The organism is Dyella sp. (assembly GCF_051954575.1).
Lineage (GTDB): Bacteria > Pseudomonadota > Gammaproteobacteria > Xanthomonadales > Rhodanobacteraceae > Dyella_B.
Window position 1 is genome coordinate 20,273 of record NZ_JBQCHP010000085.1, and the last position, 16,654, is coordinate 36,926.

General features: G+C 62.6%; 8 protein-coding genes and 1 pseudogene. 7 read left to right on the forward strand and 2 right to left on the reverse strand.

Going from position 1 to position 16,654, the window contains the following annotated elements:
• Positions 1-47 precede the first annotated feature (47 nt).
• On the forward strand, positions 48-1,040 hold the full coding sequence (locus ACTHNE_RS11820) for a DedA family protein/thiosulfate sulfurtransferase GlpE (protein WP_440269349.1): 993 nt from the start codon (positions 48-50) through the stop codon (positions 1,038-1,040).
• A gap of 354 nt (positions 1,041-1,394) precedes the next feature.
• Here the strand turns inward: ACTHNE_RS11820 and ACTHNE_RS11825 are convergent.
• Positions 1,395-1,685: pseudogene (locus ACTHNE_RS11825) on the reverse strand (IS5-like element ISCARN85 family transposase); the annotation flags it as partial.
• Positions 1,686-2,005: 320 nt separating this feature from the next.
• Here ACTHNE_RS11825 and ACTHNE_RS11830 point away from each other — a divergent pair.
• The 6 genes from ACTHNE_RS11830 to ACTHNE_RS11855 all read left to right on the forward strand — a co-directional run bounded on the left by ACTHNE_RS11830 (position 2,006) and on the right by ACTHNE_RS11855 (position 16,002).
• Positions 2,006-3,802 (forward strand): alpha/beta hydrolase family protein, encoded by a 1,797-nt coding sequence (locus ACTHNE_RS11830; protein WP_440269350.1) that lies wholly within the window; start codon positions 2,006-2,008, stop codon positions 3,800-3,802.
• A gap of 298 nt (positions 3,803-4,100) precedes the next feature.
• A complete protein-coding gene (locus ACTHNE_RS11835) occupies positions 4,101-12,728 on the forward strand; it encodes a GH36-type glycosyl hydrolase domain-containing protein (protein WP_440269351.1) in 8,628 nt (2,875 codons plus the stop codon).
• Complete coding sequence (locus ACTHNE_RS11840) at positions 12,725-13,411, forward strand: HAD family hydrolase (protein WP_440269352.1); 687 nt, start codon at positions 12,725-12,727, stop codon at positions 13,409-13,411. Before ACTHNE_RS11835 ends, ACTHNE_RS11840 begins: the two co-directional genes overlap by 4 nt.
• A gap of 163 nt (positions 13,412-13,574) precedes the next feature.
• Entirely contained in the window at positions 13,575-15,224 is a 1,650-nt protein-coding gene (gene pgm, locus ACTHNE_RS11845) for a phosphoglucomutase (alpha-D-glucose-1,6-bisphosphate-dependent) (protein ID WP_440269353.1), read from the forward strand.
• A gap of 116 nt (positions 15,225-15,340) precedes the next feature.
• The gene (locus tag ACTHNE_RS11850) at positions 15,341-15,664 is read left to right on the forward strand and encodes a type II toxin-antitoxin system RelE/ParE family toxin (RefSeq protein ID WP_324936990.1); all 324 of its coding nucleotides are present in this window, start codon (positions 15,341-15,343) and stop codon (positions 15,662-15,664) included.
• The gene (locus ACTHNE_RS11855) at positions 15,661-16,002 is read left to right on the forward strand and encodes a helix-turn-helix transcriptional regulator (RefSeq protein WP_324936988.1); all 342 of its coding nucleotides are present in this window, start codon (positions 15,661-15,663) and stop codon (positions 16,000-16,002) included. The genes ACTHNE_RS11850 and ACTHNE_RS11855 overlap by 4 nt, the downstream gene beginning before the upstream one ends.
• A gap of 29 nt (positions 16,003-16,031) precedes the next feature.
• Here the strand turns inward: ACTHNE_RS11855 and ACTHNE_RS11860 are convergent, their stop codons facing one another.
• A complete protein-coding gene (locus ACTHNE_RS11860; protein ID WP_324936986.1) occupies positions 16,032-16,523 on the reverse strand; it encodes a DUF6496 domain-containing protein in 492 nt (163 codons plus the stop codon).
• Positions 16,524-16,654: the final 131 nt, after the last annotated feature.

Below are 16,654 nucleotides of genomic sequence, written 5' to 3' on the forward strand. Positions count from 1 at the left end.
AGCGCGTTCGGCCCAACGATGCACTCGTTCCGACCGAGGGTTCCCAGGTGACGCATGCGATCGTCGCGCTGATTGCCGAATACGGCTTGTTGCTGGTTTTCATCAACGTATTGGTGGAGCAGGCCGGGTTGCCGTTGCCGGCCGTGCCGACCTTGGTGGTGGCCGGCGCGCTGTCGTCCGTCGGCAAGCTTCCGCTGGCCACGGTGGTGTTGGTGGCGTTGCTTGCATGCCTGATCAGCGACGTCGCCTGGTACTGGGCTGGCCGCCGGCTTGGTCCCTCGGTGATGCGCACGCTGTGCCGCATTTCGCTCTCGCCCGATTCGTGCGTGAAGCAATCGGAATTGCGCTTCCAGCGCTGGCGCGGGCAGATCCTGCTGATCGCCAAGTTCGTGCCGGGCCTTTCCACCATCGCACCGCCGCTGATGGGCGCCATGAAACTGCGACCGCATATCTTCGTGCTGTTCGACGCCCTGGGTTCGCTGCTCTGGATCGGCGTCGTGGTCGGCCTGGGCTACGTGTTTTCGCAGCAAATCGATTATGTGCTGTTCGCCCTGGCCAGCGCCGGCACGGTGGCGGTGGAAGTATTGTTTGCACTGCTGCTCGCCTACGTCATCGTGAAATGGTGGCAGCGCAAACGCCTGCTGATGTCCCTGCGTCTCGCACGCATCACCGTGGACGAACTGCATCGGCTCGTCGAGGAAGGCGAGGCACCGGTGGTGGTCGACATACGCTCGCAGGCATCGCGCCTGGCCGATAACCGCGTGATACCCGGCGCGCTGCTGATCAACCTGGGCAGTGTCGAGCGGGAACTGGATCACGTGCCGATCGACCGGGACGTAGTGATCTACTGCAGTTGCCCGAACGAAGTCTCCGCCGCAAAAGCCGCCAAGGGGTTGATGGTGCTGGGCTACCGCAAGGTGCGCCCGTTGCTGGGCGGCCTGGATGCATGGGCGGATGCGGGATATGCCGTCGAACACCTGGCGCAGTCGCAGCCGGTGGTTGTGGATGATGCGGCGATGATGTCAGGGCACGCCTCGTAAAAAAAGTTAGTCACCGAAATGCGTGAACGGCGGCGGCTCGTCGTTTCGGGATTTATGGTGTTAAGCGATTGCCCCTGGTCAAGTCTCCTCAAGACAGCGAAAGAAAGTTGGTTTGAATATACTAAATGAAGAATCCTATTGTTTTCATATTTTTAACGTTCCTTGTGCTTGCAGTTGCATGCCTCATTTTTTTTGTCTACGGATTGTCGCTCCTAAATCAGCCCGTAGGATGCCACTATGGTGGCGGCATGAAATCATTCGGATGTTCGACGTCGTTTGGGACGTTTATGACGTTCTTGGGGGGAGGTGTGGTATTGACGATTGTCGCAATATGGAATCGATTTGGTAGGTAACCTAGGGCGTGTTAACACTACCTTTGAGCCCGTCGACGATGAGCGCGAAATGGACGAAGCCAAGAAACAGGACATCCAGTTTGTCGAATCGGGAAAAGACGCGACGAAACCCTTTCAAACGTCGGAACAGCCGCTCCACCTCGTTACGACGCTTGTACATTTCTCGATCATATTCCCACGGCTCAAGACGATTGCTCTTGGGTGAAACAACGGGAATAAAGCCTAGCTCGAGTGCCAGTTGACGTGTCTCGTCGCCCTCGTAGGCCTTGTCCATCAAAAGATGCAACGGCTCCACTCACTCCTTATAGTCTAAGCATCCATAAAGTCTCTAATGTCACGCGTTCTACGAATTGATATACCCACGGAAGACTTGGATGTATGGCCTTCGTTGGAGAGGCGTAATTCTATTTAGACTGGCGAAAATCTCATCTCGCGCGCACAGGGGAATAAAACATGAAGAATGGACGTACGCGTGCCTTCGCGGCCGTGCTGTGTTTGCTGATTCCTGTCGTTGCCGTCGCTGGCGACCAAGTGCCGGTGGAGGCGTTTGCGCGCCGTAGCAGCTTTTCGATGCCCAGGCTTTCGCCTGACGGTAAGTATCTGGCGGTAGCCATGGAGCAGGGCGAAGACCATGCCGTGCTGGTCTACCACCTCGATGACATGAACCACCCGAAAAGCTTGCGGCTACCCTTTCATCAGCTTCCGTACGATATCCAGTGGACTGCGTCCGAGCGCCTGGTAGTCGAACTGGCCAAGTTCGTGGGTTCACTCGATCGTCCGGAGCGGTTGGGCGAAATCGTCGCGGCCGACGCGGACGGCAAGCGGGTCCAGCCCATGTTCAATCGCGAATGGGGCATAACCGGGCGTGGTGGCCTGGAGCGCGTTGCCGACGATGGCTATGGCACTGTCGCCAGCTTGCCGTCGAAAGCCAACGGCCATTTCTACATGCAGACATACATGTGGAACGACGAGAAGAATACCTGGTTGTACGATGTCAATGCCGACAACGGTGTGCGCCATCTGATCGGCCAGATCAATGTCGGCGACATGGACTTCACCTTGGATCCGGATGGCAAGGTGCGCTACGCGCAAGGCCTGGACATAAACAATAATTACGTCGTCTACCGCTTGCAGAACGGCCAATGGGCGCAGCTTGGTAGCGCAGAGCACGGGGATCGCTTCGAACCCATCGCTTTCTCGCAAGACAAACAGCACCTGTATGCAAGTACCAGTGTTAAGGGCGGCCCATTGTCGCTGGTGCAAACGAACGCGGACGGCACCCAGACCCAACTGCTGGCCAAAGACGACTTTGGCAGCATTGGCTACGTACAGTGGACGCCGCAAAACCAGCCTATCGCCGCTGCGCCCGTCACCGGCATTCCGACTCCGACCGTCATCAACGGCGATCAGCCGCTGGCGCAGATTTATCAAGTGCTCCTCGGCAAATTTCCAAACGAGTTCGTCAGTTTTTCCAGCTACAGCGAGGACGGAACCGTATTGATTTTTGAGGTCAGCAGTGATCGCGAGCCTGGCACGTATTACCTGCTCGACAGAAAGGCGTGGAAAGTAGCGAAACTGTTCTCGCAGAACGCAAACATCGATCCTGACAAAATGGGGTCGCGCGTGCCCATGCGTTTCACCGCCAGCGACGGCATGCCGCTGGAAGCGATCCTTACCGTGCCACGCGGTGCTGCCATGAACAATCTGCCGATGGTGCTGATGCCGCACGGTGGCCCGTTCGATATCCACGACAGCTGGTTCTTCGATACGGATGCGCAGTTCCTCGCAAGCCGCGGCTATCTGGTTCTGCAGGTCAACTACCGCGGATCGGGCGGTCGCGGCCCTGGGTTCGTCGACGCTGGGTATGGTAAATGGGGAACGCGCATTCAGCAGGATCTGATCGACGGAGTGAAGTGGGCTGAAGCACAACACTACGGGGATCCCAAGCGCGTCTGCGTTTACGGCGGCAGCTTTGGCGGCTATTCGGCGATGATGACCGTGATTCGCGCGCCCGGCCTGTTCAAATGCGCGATCGGCGAAGCGGGCATTTACGATCTTTCCATGATGTACGACAAGGGCGATATCAAGGATCGGAAGGCAGGGAGAAACTATCTGCAGCAGGCCATTGGCAAGGATGCTGCCGAATTGGCGGCCAATTCACCCGACAAACTCGCCGACAAGATCGATGTGCCCGTGCTGCTGATTCATGGTGAGGCGGATGAACGCGCCCCCTTTGCGCAGGCCAAGGCCATGCGTGCCGCATTGGATGCTGCGCACAAGCCGTATGAATGGCTGACCAGGCCAAACGAAGGGCATGGTTTCTACAAGGAAGAGAACCTCGTGGACATGTACAAGCGTGTGCAGAGCTTTCTCAAAAAAAATATAGGGCCTGGCGTACAAGTGAACTGAGCGGGCCGCCATTCCACGGGAGACCGGAGTCCGTGATTCGTAACCCGACGCCGCCATGCATAGGGCGACGTCAGGTTTCGTCCTGAAGCGAGCCTGGAGCGAAGCCCCAGCCTACTTTCCGCCACACCCGAATATTGCGCCGATAACAACCACCGCAGGCTTTTGCGTACCTTAATTTCACGCTCCGAACGCTATTTTTTTTACGTTGCAGCGCACCGTGACGCATGCCCGCCGGCGTGCGGAAGAACGCCAGGGCATTGCGCTCTGACGGGGAGGTGGCACCACTCGGAACGAAACGATGTTGAGGAGCGAAAACTCTCTTTTGCACGTAGCGCTGCATCCGCAGGCGGCTGCGCGTTATGGCGAAGGGGCTTCGGGCGATGAGCCGATGGAGCCGGCGCTGCGCGCGGAGCTGTTCAGTGCCGAGCAGATGGAGCAGCACGGCATTGCGCTGGCCAGGCAGCACAAGCTCAGTCCGCGTTCGTCATCCGATCACTTGCTCAAGCGCCTGGACGAGAACGCCGGCCTGCTGCTGCAAACCTGCGAATCGCTGACCGCCGCGGCCAAAAGCAACCGGCGCATTTCGCCTGCGGCCGAATGGTTGCTGGACAACTATTACCTGATCGAAGACCAGATCCGCATCGCACGCCGCCATCTGCCGCGGCGCTACAACCGCGAACTGCCGCGGCTGGTGCGCGATGATGCCGAAGGCGACGACTTGCCGCGTGTGTACGTGCTGGCGCTGGAAACCATCGCACACGGCGATGGCCGCGTGGACGACGAAAGCCTGGGCCGCTTCATTTCCGCCTACCAGACCGTGCGGCCGCTGACACTGGGCGAGCTGTGGGCGATTCCCATCATGCTGCGGCTGGCGTTGATCGAGAATCTGCGCCGCGCGGCCGTGCGCGTGATGTCAAACCGGCATTACCGCGACCAGGCCGGAAAATGGGCGGACGTGCTGACCGAAATCGCCGAGCACGATCCGAAGAGTGTGGTAATCGGCGTGGCTGACATGGCGCGCTCCGATCCGCCGATGACGCACGCCTTCGTCGCCGAACTTGCACGCCGCCTGCAAGGGCAGAGCCCGGTGCTGGCGATGCCGCTGACCTGGGTGGAGCAGCGCCTGGCCGAAAACGGCTCCAGTATCGAACATCAGCTGCAGGTGGAAGCACAGGAGCAGGCCGCCAACCAGGTTTCCGTAGGCAACAGCATCGGCAGCTTGCGCCATCTGTCGGCGATCGACTGGCATGCCTTCGTCGAGCGCTCGAGTATCGTCGACCAGACGCTGCGCAAGGATCCCGCCGGCGTCTATGCGGAGATGGATTTCGCCACGCGCGATCATTACCGCCACGTGATCGAGCGCCTGGCGCGTTCCTGCAACCAACCCGAAGAAGCCGTTGCCCACGAAGCACTGGAGCTGGCCGTGGCGTGCGCCTCCGAAAACGCGGTGGCCGGCATTCGCGCGCATGTGGGCTATTACCTGATCGACGAAGGCCTGCCAGCGCTGGAGAAAAAAGTCGGCTACCGCTACCACCGCTGGATGAACCTGCGGCGCACGCTGCAGCGCTGGGCGCTGCCGTTGTATGCGGGCACGGTGCTGCTGCTCACGCTACTGCTGACCGCACCGATCGTCGCGGCCGCCAGCAGCGACCGTTATCCTGCGTGGGCGCTGGTGCTGATCGCCATTCCATCCTTGCTCGCCACCAGTCAGTTCGCGCTGGGGCTGGTGAACTGGATCGTCACCCTTTGCACCAGGCCGAGCATGTTGCCGCGCATGGATTTCTCGCGCGGCGTGCCGCCATCGGCGCGCACGCTGGTGGCGGTGCCGGCGCTGTTGGGCAGCACGCAGGATGTCGAGGACATGATCGAGGCGCTGGAAGTGCATTTCCTGGCCAACCGCGACCAGAATGTTCATCTCGCCTTGCTCAGCGACTTCAAGGACGGCGATGAGGAATGGGAGGAAAACGACCAGGCCCTGCTGCGGCTGGCGCGCCAGCACGTGGATGCGTTGAATGCGAAATACGCCCCCAGTTCGCGCGACCGTTTCTTCTTGCTGCATCGTCCGCGGCGCTACAACCCTGCGGACAAGGTATGGATGGGTTATGAGCGCAAGCGCGGCAAGCTCAATGATCTCAATCATCTGCTGCTTACCGGACGGACCACGCCGTTCATGCTGACCGTTGGCCCGATCGACGTGCTGCGTGGCATTCGCTACGTGATCACGCTCGACGCCGACACCCAGCTTCCGCGCGACGCCGCGCAGGCGTTCGCCAGCGTGATGGTCCATCCGCTCAATCGCCCTGTTTACGACGCCGAGCGCGGGCGCATGCTGCGCGGCCACGGCATCCTGCAACCGCGATTGGGCATCAGCCTGCCGAGCAGCGGACGGTCGCGTTACGCCGCGCTGTTTGGCAGCGAGGTGGGTATCGATCCATACACGCGCATGGTGTCGGACGTCTACCAGGATCTGTTCGGCGAAGGTTCCTTCATCGGCAAGGGCATCTACGATGTGCAGGCGATCGCGCAATCGCTGGACGGCCGCTTTCCGGAAAACACCATTCTCAGCCACGACCTGATCGAAGGCTGCTATGCGCGCTCAGGTCTCTTGAGCGACGTGCCGCTGTACGAGGAATATCCCGCCAGCTATCTCGCCGATTACCAGCGCCGCCATCGCTGGACCCGCGGCGACTGGCAGCTGCTGCCATGGATGTTGCCGCGCGTGACGAATGCGCAAGGGCAATGGGTGAAGAACACCCTGGATGGCCTGTCGCGCTGGAAGATCTTCGACAACCTTCGGCGCAGCCTGGTGGCGCCTTCGTTCGTCGCCTTGTTCCTGATCGTGTGGCTGTGTTTCGTGCAACCGATCGTCTGGACGGTGGCGGTGCTGGCGCTGCTGTTCACCTTGCCGGTGCTTTCGGCGCTGTTGGCGATCGTGCAGAAGCAGGAAGACATTACCGTCGCGTCGCACCTGAAATCCGCGCTGGCGCCGGCAGGGCAGCACATTGCGCGCGCGCTGTTCAATCTCACCAGCCTGCCGCACGAGGTTTACTGCAGCGTGGATGCGATCGCAGGCACGGTGTGGCGCATGGCGGTGAGTCGGCGCAACCTGCTGCAGTGGCGAACCTCGCGCGAGGTACAACAGGAAGACACGCAATCGGCCTTGCGCACCTATCGCATGATGTGGATCAACCCGGCGCTGGCGCTGCTGGGCGCGGTGGCCATCTGGGCCCGGCAGCCGCTCGCCTTGGCGCCGGCTTTGCCGGTGCTGTTGCTGTGGCTGGTCGGCCCTGAACTGGCGTACTGGTCGAGCGGGCGGCGTAAGGAAATCGCGTTCACGCCATCGCGGCGGCAGCGGCGTTTTCTACGCGCGTTGTCGCGTCGCATCTGGGCGTTCTTTGAAACCTACGTGGGCGAGGAAGACCATTGGCTGCCGCCGGACAATATGCAGGAAGTGCCCGCCGCCGTGGTGGCGCATCGCACCTCGCCCACCAATATCGGCCTGTCGCTGCTTTCCTGCCTGGCTGCGTACGATTTCGGCTTCATCACCGCCGGACGCCTGCTCGATCGCGTGGCCAAGACAGTGCACACCTTGCAGAACATGCAGCGCTATCGTGGACATCTATACAACTGGTACGACACCACCACGCTGCAGCCGTTGACGCCGCACTACATTTCATCGGTGGACAGCGGCAATCTCGCCGCGCATCTGCTGACCTTGCGGCCCGGCTTGCTCGCGCTGCTGGAAGATCCGTTGTTCCACCCACGCCTGCTGGACGGCTTGCGCGATACGCTGACGCTGTTGCGCGACGCCTTGCCGGACGGTCAGCACAATGCGGCCATCGCCAGCCTGCGCCATCTGCTGCGCGATAACGTGCAGACGCCACCGCCGTCGCTGGAACGGGTGATGGTGCACGTGGTCGATCTGCAAATGCGCATCGACGATCTGCATACCCTCGTTCCGAACGACCCGGAATCCGAAGCGCACTTCTGGTACCAGCGCCTGCGCGAGCAGTTGGCCGATCTTCGGCACGAGATGGACCTGGTCAGCGCATGGACGGCCGGCATGCCCGAGCGCGACGGCATTCCCACCTTGTGGCAGGTGCTGGTGTCCAACCATCTTGCCGCGGAAGGCACGCCAGCATCGACGCCGAAAGGGCGCCGCGACGAAATCCTGCGTTTGACCGCGGTGATTTCGGAACTGGCCACGATGGACTTCCGTTTCCTGTACGACCCGCGCAAGAAGCTGCTTTCCATCGGCTACAACGTCGACGAACGCCGGCTGGACGCCAGCTGCTACGACCTGCTTGCCTCCGAAGCGCGCCTGGCCAGCTATCTGGCCATCGCGCAAGGTCAATTGCCGCAAGAGAGCTGGTTCGCACTGGGACGCCTGCTCACCGCATCCGGCGGCAAGCCTGTGCTGCTGTCGTGGTCCGGCTCGATGTTCGAATACCTCATGCCGATGCTGGTGATGCCCACCTACGAAGGCACGCTGCTGGACCAGACCTGCCGCGCGGCGGTGGAGCGGCAGATCGAATATGGCCGCCAGACCGGCGTGCCGTGGGGCGTATCCGAATCGGGCTACAACATCGTCGACGTGCATTTGAACTATCAATACCGCGCGTTCGGCGTGCCGGGCTTAGGGCTGAAACGTGGCCTCGGCGAGGATGTGGTGATCGCGCCGTATGCCTGCGTGATGGCCTTGATGGTGGCGCCATCGGAAGCCTACGCAAACCTGGAACGGCTTGCGAGCGAAGACAGGCGAGGGCGTTTCGGTTTCTACGAAGCGATCGACTACACCCCTGCGCGCGTGCCGCACGGGCAGAACTCGGTAGTGGTGAGCTCGTTCATGGCACACCACCAGGGCATGAGCCTGCTGTCGCTGGCGTACCTGCTGCTGGATCGGCCGATGCAGAAGCGCTTCGACAACGATCCGCAGTTCCGCGCCATCGCCTTGCTGCTGCAGGAGCGCGTACCCAAGAATGCCACCGAATACCTGCATGCGATCGGTTTCGAAACGTTGCAGACCGGCACTGTGATGGCCGACAACCCGCTGCGCGTGTTCACCGATCCGAACATGCCGCGGCCGGCGGTGCAACTGCTGTCGAACGGCCGTTATCACGTGATGGTGAGCAGCGCCGGCGGCGGCTACAGCCGTTGCCGCGATCTGGCCGTGCACCGCTGGCACGAGGATTATACGCGCGACAACTGGGGCCAGTTTTGCTATCTGCGCGATGTGGAGACCAAGGAATTCTGGTCGGCCACCTATCAGCCAACGCTGGTCAAGCCCGATCACTACGAAGCGATTTTTTCCGATGCCCGCGCCGAGTTCCGCGTGCGCAAGCATCATTACGACGCGCATACCGAAATCGTGGTGTCGCCGGAAGACGACATCGAACTGCGTCGCGTGCGGCTGACCAATCGCGGCCGTCGTCCGCGCAGTATCGAAATCACTACCTTCGCCGAGCTGGTGATCGCGCCGGCGATGGCCGATGCCTCGCATCCGGCTTTCAGCAATTTGTTCGTGCAGACCGAATGGGTGGCGTCCGCGCAGGCGCTGATCGGCACGCGCCGCCCGCGCGCCAACAACGAACGGGTGCCATGGCTGTGCCACGTGCTGGCGGTGCACGATGCGCAGATCGATGACATCTCCTACGAAACGGATCGCGCGAAATTCATCGGCCGCGGCCGTACTGTCGCCCGGCCGCTGGCCTTGAGCCGGATGGAATCGCATGCGCGGCTTTCCAACACGGTGGGTTCGGTGCTCGATCCGATCGTTGCGATCCGCGTGCGTATCACGCTGCCGCCGGAGCAGTCGGCCACCATCGACATCGTTACCGGCATGGCGGAAAACCGCGACGCCTGCCTGCACCTGGCCGAAAAATATCGCGATCGCCACCTGGCCGATCGTGTGTTCGACCTGGCCTGGACGCATAGCCAGGTACTGCTGCAGCAACTCAACGCCGCGCATGCGGATGCACGGCTGTACGAACGCATGGCCGCCTCCATCCTGTACGCCAACACGCTGCTGCGCGCCGAAACCAGCGTGCTGCAAGCCAACCGACGCGGCCAATCGGGATTGTGGGGGCAGGCGATTTCCGGCGACCTGCCGATCGTGCTGCTGCGCATCGGCGATATCGCGAACATCGAACTGGTGCGGCAGCTGGTGCAGGCGCACGCCTATTGGCGGCTGAAAGGGCTGCCGGTCGACCTGGTGATCTGGAACGAAGACCAGGCCGGTTATCGGCAGGAACTGCAGGATCTGATCCTCGGACTGATCGCCTCGAGCACCGAAGCGGGCATGGTCGATCGCCCCGGCGGCATTTTCGTACGCCCGTCGCAACAGCTTTCGGCGGAGGATCGCGTGCTGGTGCAATCGGTGGCGCGCATCGTGCTCTCCGATAGCCGTGGTGTGCTGGCCGATCAAATTGAGCGCCGCCGCGTGGAAGCGCAGTTGCCGGCGCTGGCGATCAACCGGCTGATCCGCCCGGTGGAGGTGATCGGCGAGGACACCACGCAGGCCTTGATGGACAGCCTGCAGTTGAGCAATCGCTACGGCGGTTTTTCGCCGGACCTGAGCGAATACGTGATCGTGCTGCGTCCGGGCCGTCCCACGCCGGCGCCGTGGGCGAACGTGCTGGCCAATCCCGATTTTGGTTGTGTGGTGTCCGAGGCGGGCAGCGCTTATACCTGGGCGGAGAACTCGCACGAGTTCCGGCTTACGCCATGGCACAACGATCCGGTGAGCGACAGTTGCGGCGAAGCGATGTACGTGCGCGACGAGGAAACCGGCCGCTACTGGTCGCCGACGCCGCTGCCGCATCGTGGCAGGGGCACGTACGTGACGCGGCATGGCTTTGGCTATTCGGTGTTCGAGCACGTCGAGGACGGCATCCACACCGAGCTGTGGATGTACGTGGCCTTGCATGCGCGGCTGAAATTCTGGGTGTTGCGCGTGCGCAACCGTTCCGGCCGCGCGCGGCGGCTGTCCGCTACCGGCTACGTGGAATGGGTGCTGGGCGATATGCGCAACAAGTACGCGATGCATATCGTGACCGAATCGGACCCGGCCACCGGCGCCTTGCTGGCGCGCAATGCGTACAACACCGAGTTCCCGGGGCGGGTGGCGTTCTTCGATACCGATGCCGCCACGCGCAGCGTCACCTGCGATCGCATGGAGTTTCTCGGTCGCAACGGCGGCCCGCGCATACCGGCGGCCATGGGTCGCGCCGGCTTGTCGGGACGCATCGGCGCCGGCCTGGATCCCTGCGCGGCGATCCAGGTGCCGTTCGAGCTGGGCAACAATGAAACGCGCGAAGTGATCTTCCGCCTCGGCGCGGCGCCCGACGCCAAGAGCGCCAGCGATCTGGCCCATCGCTATCGCGGCGGCAGCGCCGCCATCGCTGCGCTGGAAGAAGTGCGCATGCACTGGCGCTGGACGCTGGGCAAGGTGCAGGCGAAGACGCCCGACGTGGCGGTGAATGCGCTGGCGAACGGCTGGTTGATGTACCAGGTGATCGCGGCGCGCTTCTGGGGGCGCAGCGGGTATTACCAGTCCGGCGGCGCGTTCGGTTTCCGCGACCAGTTGCAGGATTCCATGGCGATGATCCACGCCAGTCCGTACAACGCGCGGCAACACCTGCTGCTGTGCGCGGCGCACCAGTTCGTGGAAGGCGACGTGCAGCACTGGTGGCATCCGCCTACGGATCGCGGCGTGCGCACGCATTGCTCGGATGATTATTTGTGGCTGCCGCTGGCGCTCAGCCGCTACGTGCACACCACGCACGACACCGGTGTGATGGACGAACGCATCGGCTATATCGAAGGCCGTCCGGTGCGTCCGGACGAAGAGTCCTATTACGACTTGCCCATCCACTCGCAGCAGAACGCCACGCTATACGAGCATTGCGTGCAGGCGATCGAGCGCGGCCTGCAGGCGATGGGGCCGCACGGCTTGCCGCTGATTGGCACCGGCGACTGGAACGACGGCATGAACAAAGTCGGCGAGAAGGGCGTCGGCGAAAGCATCTGGCTGGGCTTTTTCCTATGCGAGGTGCTGAGCTCGTTCGCCGAAACCGCGCGCCGCCACAACGACGAGCCCTACGCGCAGCGTTGCGAAAACGAAGCGCGCAAACTGGCTGCTGCATTGAACGAACACGGCTGGGATGGGGAGTGGTACCGCCGCGCGTATTTCGACGACGGCACGCCGTTGGGTTCCAGGCAGAACGAAGAGTGCCGCATCGATTCGATCGCACAGAGCTGGTCGGTGCTGTCGAACGTGGCGCCGCCGGAGCGACGGCAGCAGGCGCTGGCCTCGCTGGACCGGCACTTGGTGAAGCGCGAGGCCGGCATCGTGCAACTGCTCGATCCGCCGTTCGACCGTTCCGCGCTGGACCCGGGCTACATCAAGGGCTATGTGCCGGGCGTGCGCGAAAACGGCGGGCAATACACGCACGCCGCGATCTGGGCGACGATGGCCTTCGCCGCCAACGGCGACGCGCGGCGCGCCTGGGAACTGCTGCATATGATCAGCCCGATCAGCCACGGCAGCGGCGAACGCATCGACGTCTACAAGGTGGAGCCGTACGTGGTCGCCGCTGACGTCTACTATGGCGGCATCCACGACGGCCGCGGCGGCTGGACCTGGTACACCGGCTCGGCCGGCTGGATGTATCGGCTGATCATGGAATCGCTGCTGGGTTTGCGCGTGGAAGGCGAAAGCCTGTACATCACCCCCGTGCTTCCGCCAGACTGGACGGAGTACCACCTGAGCTACCGCCACCGCGAGACCGACTACCAGTTCGTGGTGCATGCGGGGCAAGGGCAGGGTGAACCGCGCCGCATCCTGTTCAACGGCAAGCCGGTCGAGGGCGACCGCCTGCCGCTGATCGACGACGGCGGCGAGCATCATGTGGATGTCTATTTGTGAACCAGGCCAATACCAACGCTGCGCACGTATTTCTGCTGGATGTCGACAACACCTTGCTCGACAACGACCGCTTCGGGAACGAACTGCGCGCGCACCTCATGCGCGAGTTCGGGCAGGCCGAATGCGATCGCTACTGGGCGATCTACGAAGAACTGAGGAACTCGCTGGGCTACGTCGACTATCTCGGCGCGCTGCAGCACTTCCGCCTGGAAAACGATACGCGCCCAGGCGTATTCAACCTCGCGTACTGGCTGCTCGATTATCCGTTCGAGCACCAGCTGTACCCGAAAGCGCTGGAAACCATCGATGAATTGAACCGGCTCGGCCGCGCGGTGATCCTTTCCGATGGCGACGTGGTGTTTCAGCCGCACAAGATCGAACGCGCCGGCATCCGAGCCGCGGTGCGCGGCGAGGTGCTGATCTTCGTGCACAAGGAACTCGCGCTTGACGCCATGCAGGAACGCTACCCCGCATCGCACTACGTGATGGTCGACGACAAGCCGAACCTGCTCGCCAAGATGAAGCGCAAGCTCGGCGACCGGCTCACCACCGTGTTCGTGCGCCAGGGCCACTACGCCCTCACCACGGACCTGGGCGACCTCCAGGCCGACCTGGACTACACCATCGAGGCGATCGCCGAGCTGCCCGCCCTGGCGGCCGAACTGGTACAGGCGGAGGCCTGAACAGACGGCCACCCGCTGGGCCCGGCGCAGACGAAGGATTGATGCGGCTTCCCGGATAATTGGTAGGTTGGGGTGCAAACCCCAACATCGTCGACCTGATCGACATGGCACCGTTGGGGTTTGCACCCCAACCTACGAACGTATCTGTGAGGATCTTGTACACGTGAACCCGAACGTCGACGCGCTCGCCGGAAAACCCGCCCCGGAAACCCTGCTGGTGGATGTACCGAAGCTGCTGGAAGCCTATACCGCGCTTCGCCCGGACCCGGCCGAACCCACCCAGCGCGTGAGCTTCGGCACCTCTGGCCATCGCGGCTCTTCGTTCGATCGCAGCTTCAACGAATGGCACGTGCTGGCCATCACCCAGGCGATCTGCGACTACCGCCGCCAGAAGGGCATCAACGGACCGCTGTACATCGGCATCGACACGCATGCGCTGTCCCAGCCCGCGTTCGAAAGCGCGCTGGAAGTGCTGGTGGCGAACGAAGTGGCGGTGGCGATTTCGGCCGGTGGCGAATTCACGCCCACGCCGGCCGTGTCGCACGCGATCCTGGTGCACAACCGCCAGCGCGTGGACAGCCTGGCCGACGGCATCGTGGTGACGCCTTCGCACAACCCGCCCGGCGACGGCGGCTTCAAATACAACCCGCCCAACGGCGGGCCGGCCGAAACCGACGTCACCAGTTGGATCCAGCAGCGCGCCAATGCCTTGCTGGAAAGCCGCCTCGATGGCGTAAAGCGCATCAGCTATCGCACTGCGCGCCGTTCCAGCCTGGTGCAGGAACACGACTTTCTCGGCCGCTATGTCGACGATCTGAAAAACATCATCGACTTCGACGTGATCCGCAGCGCCGGCGTGCGCATGGCGGTGGATCCACTCGGCGGCGCCGGCGTGCATTACTGGCAGCCGATCGCGCAACGCTATGGCATCGACCTCACCGTGGTGAGCGACGTGGTCGATCCCACCTTCCGCTTCATGACGGTGGATTGGGACGGCAAGATCCGCATGGACCCTTCCTCGCAATACGCCATGCAGCGCCTGATCGGCCTGAAGGACCGCTACGACGTGGCAGCCGCCTGCGATACCGATCACGACCGCCACGGCGTGGTGTCGCGCAGCGCCGGCCTGATGCAGGCCAATCACTATCTGTCGGTGATGGTCGATTACCTGTTCCGCCATCGTCCGCAATGGGCGGATCGCGCCAGCGTCGGCAAGACCGTGGTCAGCAGCTCGCTGATCGACCGCGTGACGGAGCGCCTCGGCCGCCGGTTGTACGAAGTGCCGGTCGGCTTCAAGTGGTTCGCCGATGGCCTGTTCGACGGTTCGCTCGGTTTCGGCTGCGAAGAAAGCGCGGGTGCTTCCATGCTGCGTCACGACGGCAAGGTGTGGACCACCGACAAGGATGGCATCGTGCCGTCGCTGCTCGCTGCGGAAATGACCGCACGCACCGGCAAGGATCCGGGCGAGCTGTACGCCGATCTCACGGAAACACTGGGCAAGCCGTATTCCAGCCGCGTCGACGCCGCCGCCAACACCCAGCAGAAGGCCCGGCTCGCCAAGCTCTCGCCGCAGCAGTTGCAGAGCAAGGAACTGGCCGGCGAGAAGATCGTAGAAGTGCTCGATCGCGCACCGGGCAACAACGCGCCGATCGGCGGCATCAAGGTCATGGCCGAAAGCGGCTGGTTCGCAGCGCGTCCTTCGGGTACCGAGGAGATCTACAAGATCTACGGCGAGAGCTTCCGCAGCGATGAGCATCTGCGTGAAATCCTGCGCGAAGCGCAGGGGATTGTGGATGCGGCGTTGGCGGGGTAAGGGAAAAAACCTTACCGGAAAAGCAGCGGGCGGCGGGTTACCACGGATTGGCGCTAAACCGAACATAGTCGAGGGGTACCGACTGATTTCCTGTTAATAACAAGGATGTTATATTCGTGACGTGGCAAATCAGCTACTACAACACTCGGGTCACCGCGTACATAGAGAACTGGCCGGCGGGTGTACGTGCCAGTTTCCTGCGTATTGTCGAGACAATGGTCGAGCTTGGCCCCGACATCGGAATGCCTCATACGCGGGCGATGGGAGCGAGTTTGTTCGAGGTTCGGGCAAAAGGTCGCGAAGGTATCGGGCGCGCGTTCTATTGCACCGTGGTCGGGCGCCGCATCGTGATCCTGCACGCCATCATCAAGAAGACAGAGAAAACCCCGGCGCATGATCTGGACATTGCGCGGGCGAGGTTGAAGGAGGTCAAGGCATGACACGCGAACGGTACAAGCCGGTGCCGCTGGACGTTAAGGCTACGCGCAAGCGTTGGCGCAAAGATCCAGCGTTTGCAGCAGCCTACGATGCGCTGGCCGATGAGTTTGCCGCCTTGGCTGAGTTGGTGCGTGCGCGCCAGGGCGCCGAGCTGACGCAGGCGGACGTGGCTGAGCGCATGGGTGTTGCACAGGCGTCGGTGGCGCGATTAGAAGCCAATGCAGGCAGCCGCAAGCATGCTCCGTCAATGGCGACGCTCAGGCGTTATGCCGATGCGGTGGGTTGCGAGCTACGCATTACATTGGCTGCGAAGCCTAAGGAAAGACGGCGCGCTGTCTAGCCCAACTGCCTCGCACGAGCCGAACTGCACTAAGCCCTTACCTTCCGCGTTCTAGCCGCCTTCTTTGCCGCCGCCGACCGCTTCGCCGGCCCCTTGGTCCGCGCCGCCTTCTTCGCTGCGGCCGAACGCGCGCCGCTGCTGCGCTTGGCCGCAGCTGTCCTGGCCTGTCGTGACAGCGCGCTTTTCGACGCGGGCTGCCGGCTTTCGCGCTTCAGGGCGTTCTCGGTAGCGCGCGCACGCCGTGGGGATTTACGGCGATGCTGTGCACCGGCTTCCAGATCCTGCTCGGCCTTCTCCTGCACCTGTTTGCTGGCGTTCTTCTTGGGCGCCGGCAGGCGCACGCCGGCGCGCCGGGCCTTGGACAGGCCGATGGCGATGGCCTGCTTGGACGAGCGCACGCCGTGCTTGCCCTCGCGGACGTGTTCGATTTCCTCGCGCACGAATTCGCCGGCTTGCGTGCTGGGCGATTTGCCTTCGCGCCGATCCCGTTCGGCGGCGCGCAATGTGCGTTCCTCAGGCATGACGGGCCTCCGGCTGAAACTTAAGGGATAACCACTTTTCCACTTCGGGGGTCGATCGGGCGTCAAGGAAAACAGGCTATGGACATCGTTGTCATTTCGCCGACACAATCGACACCGCGGTGGGCTTGGCG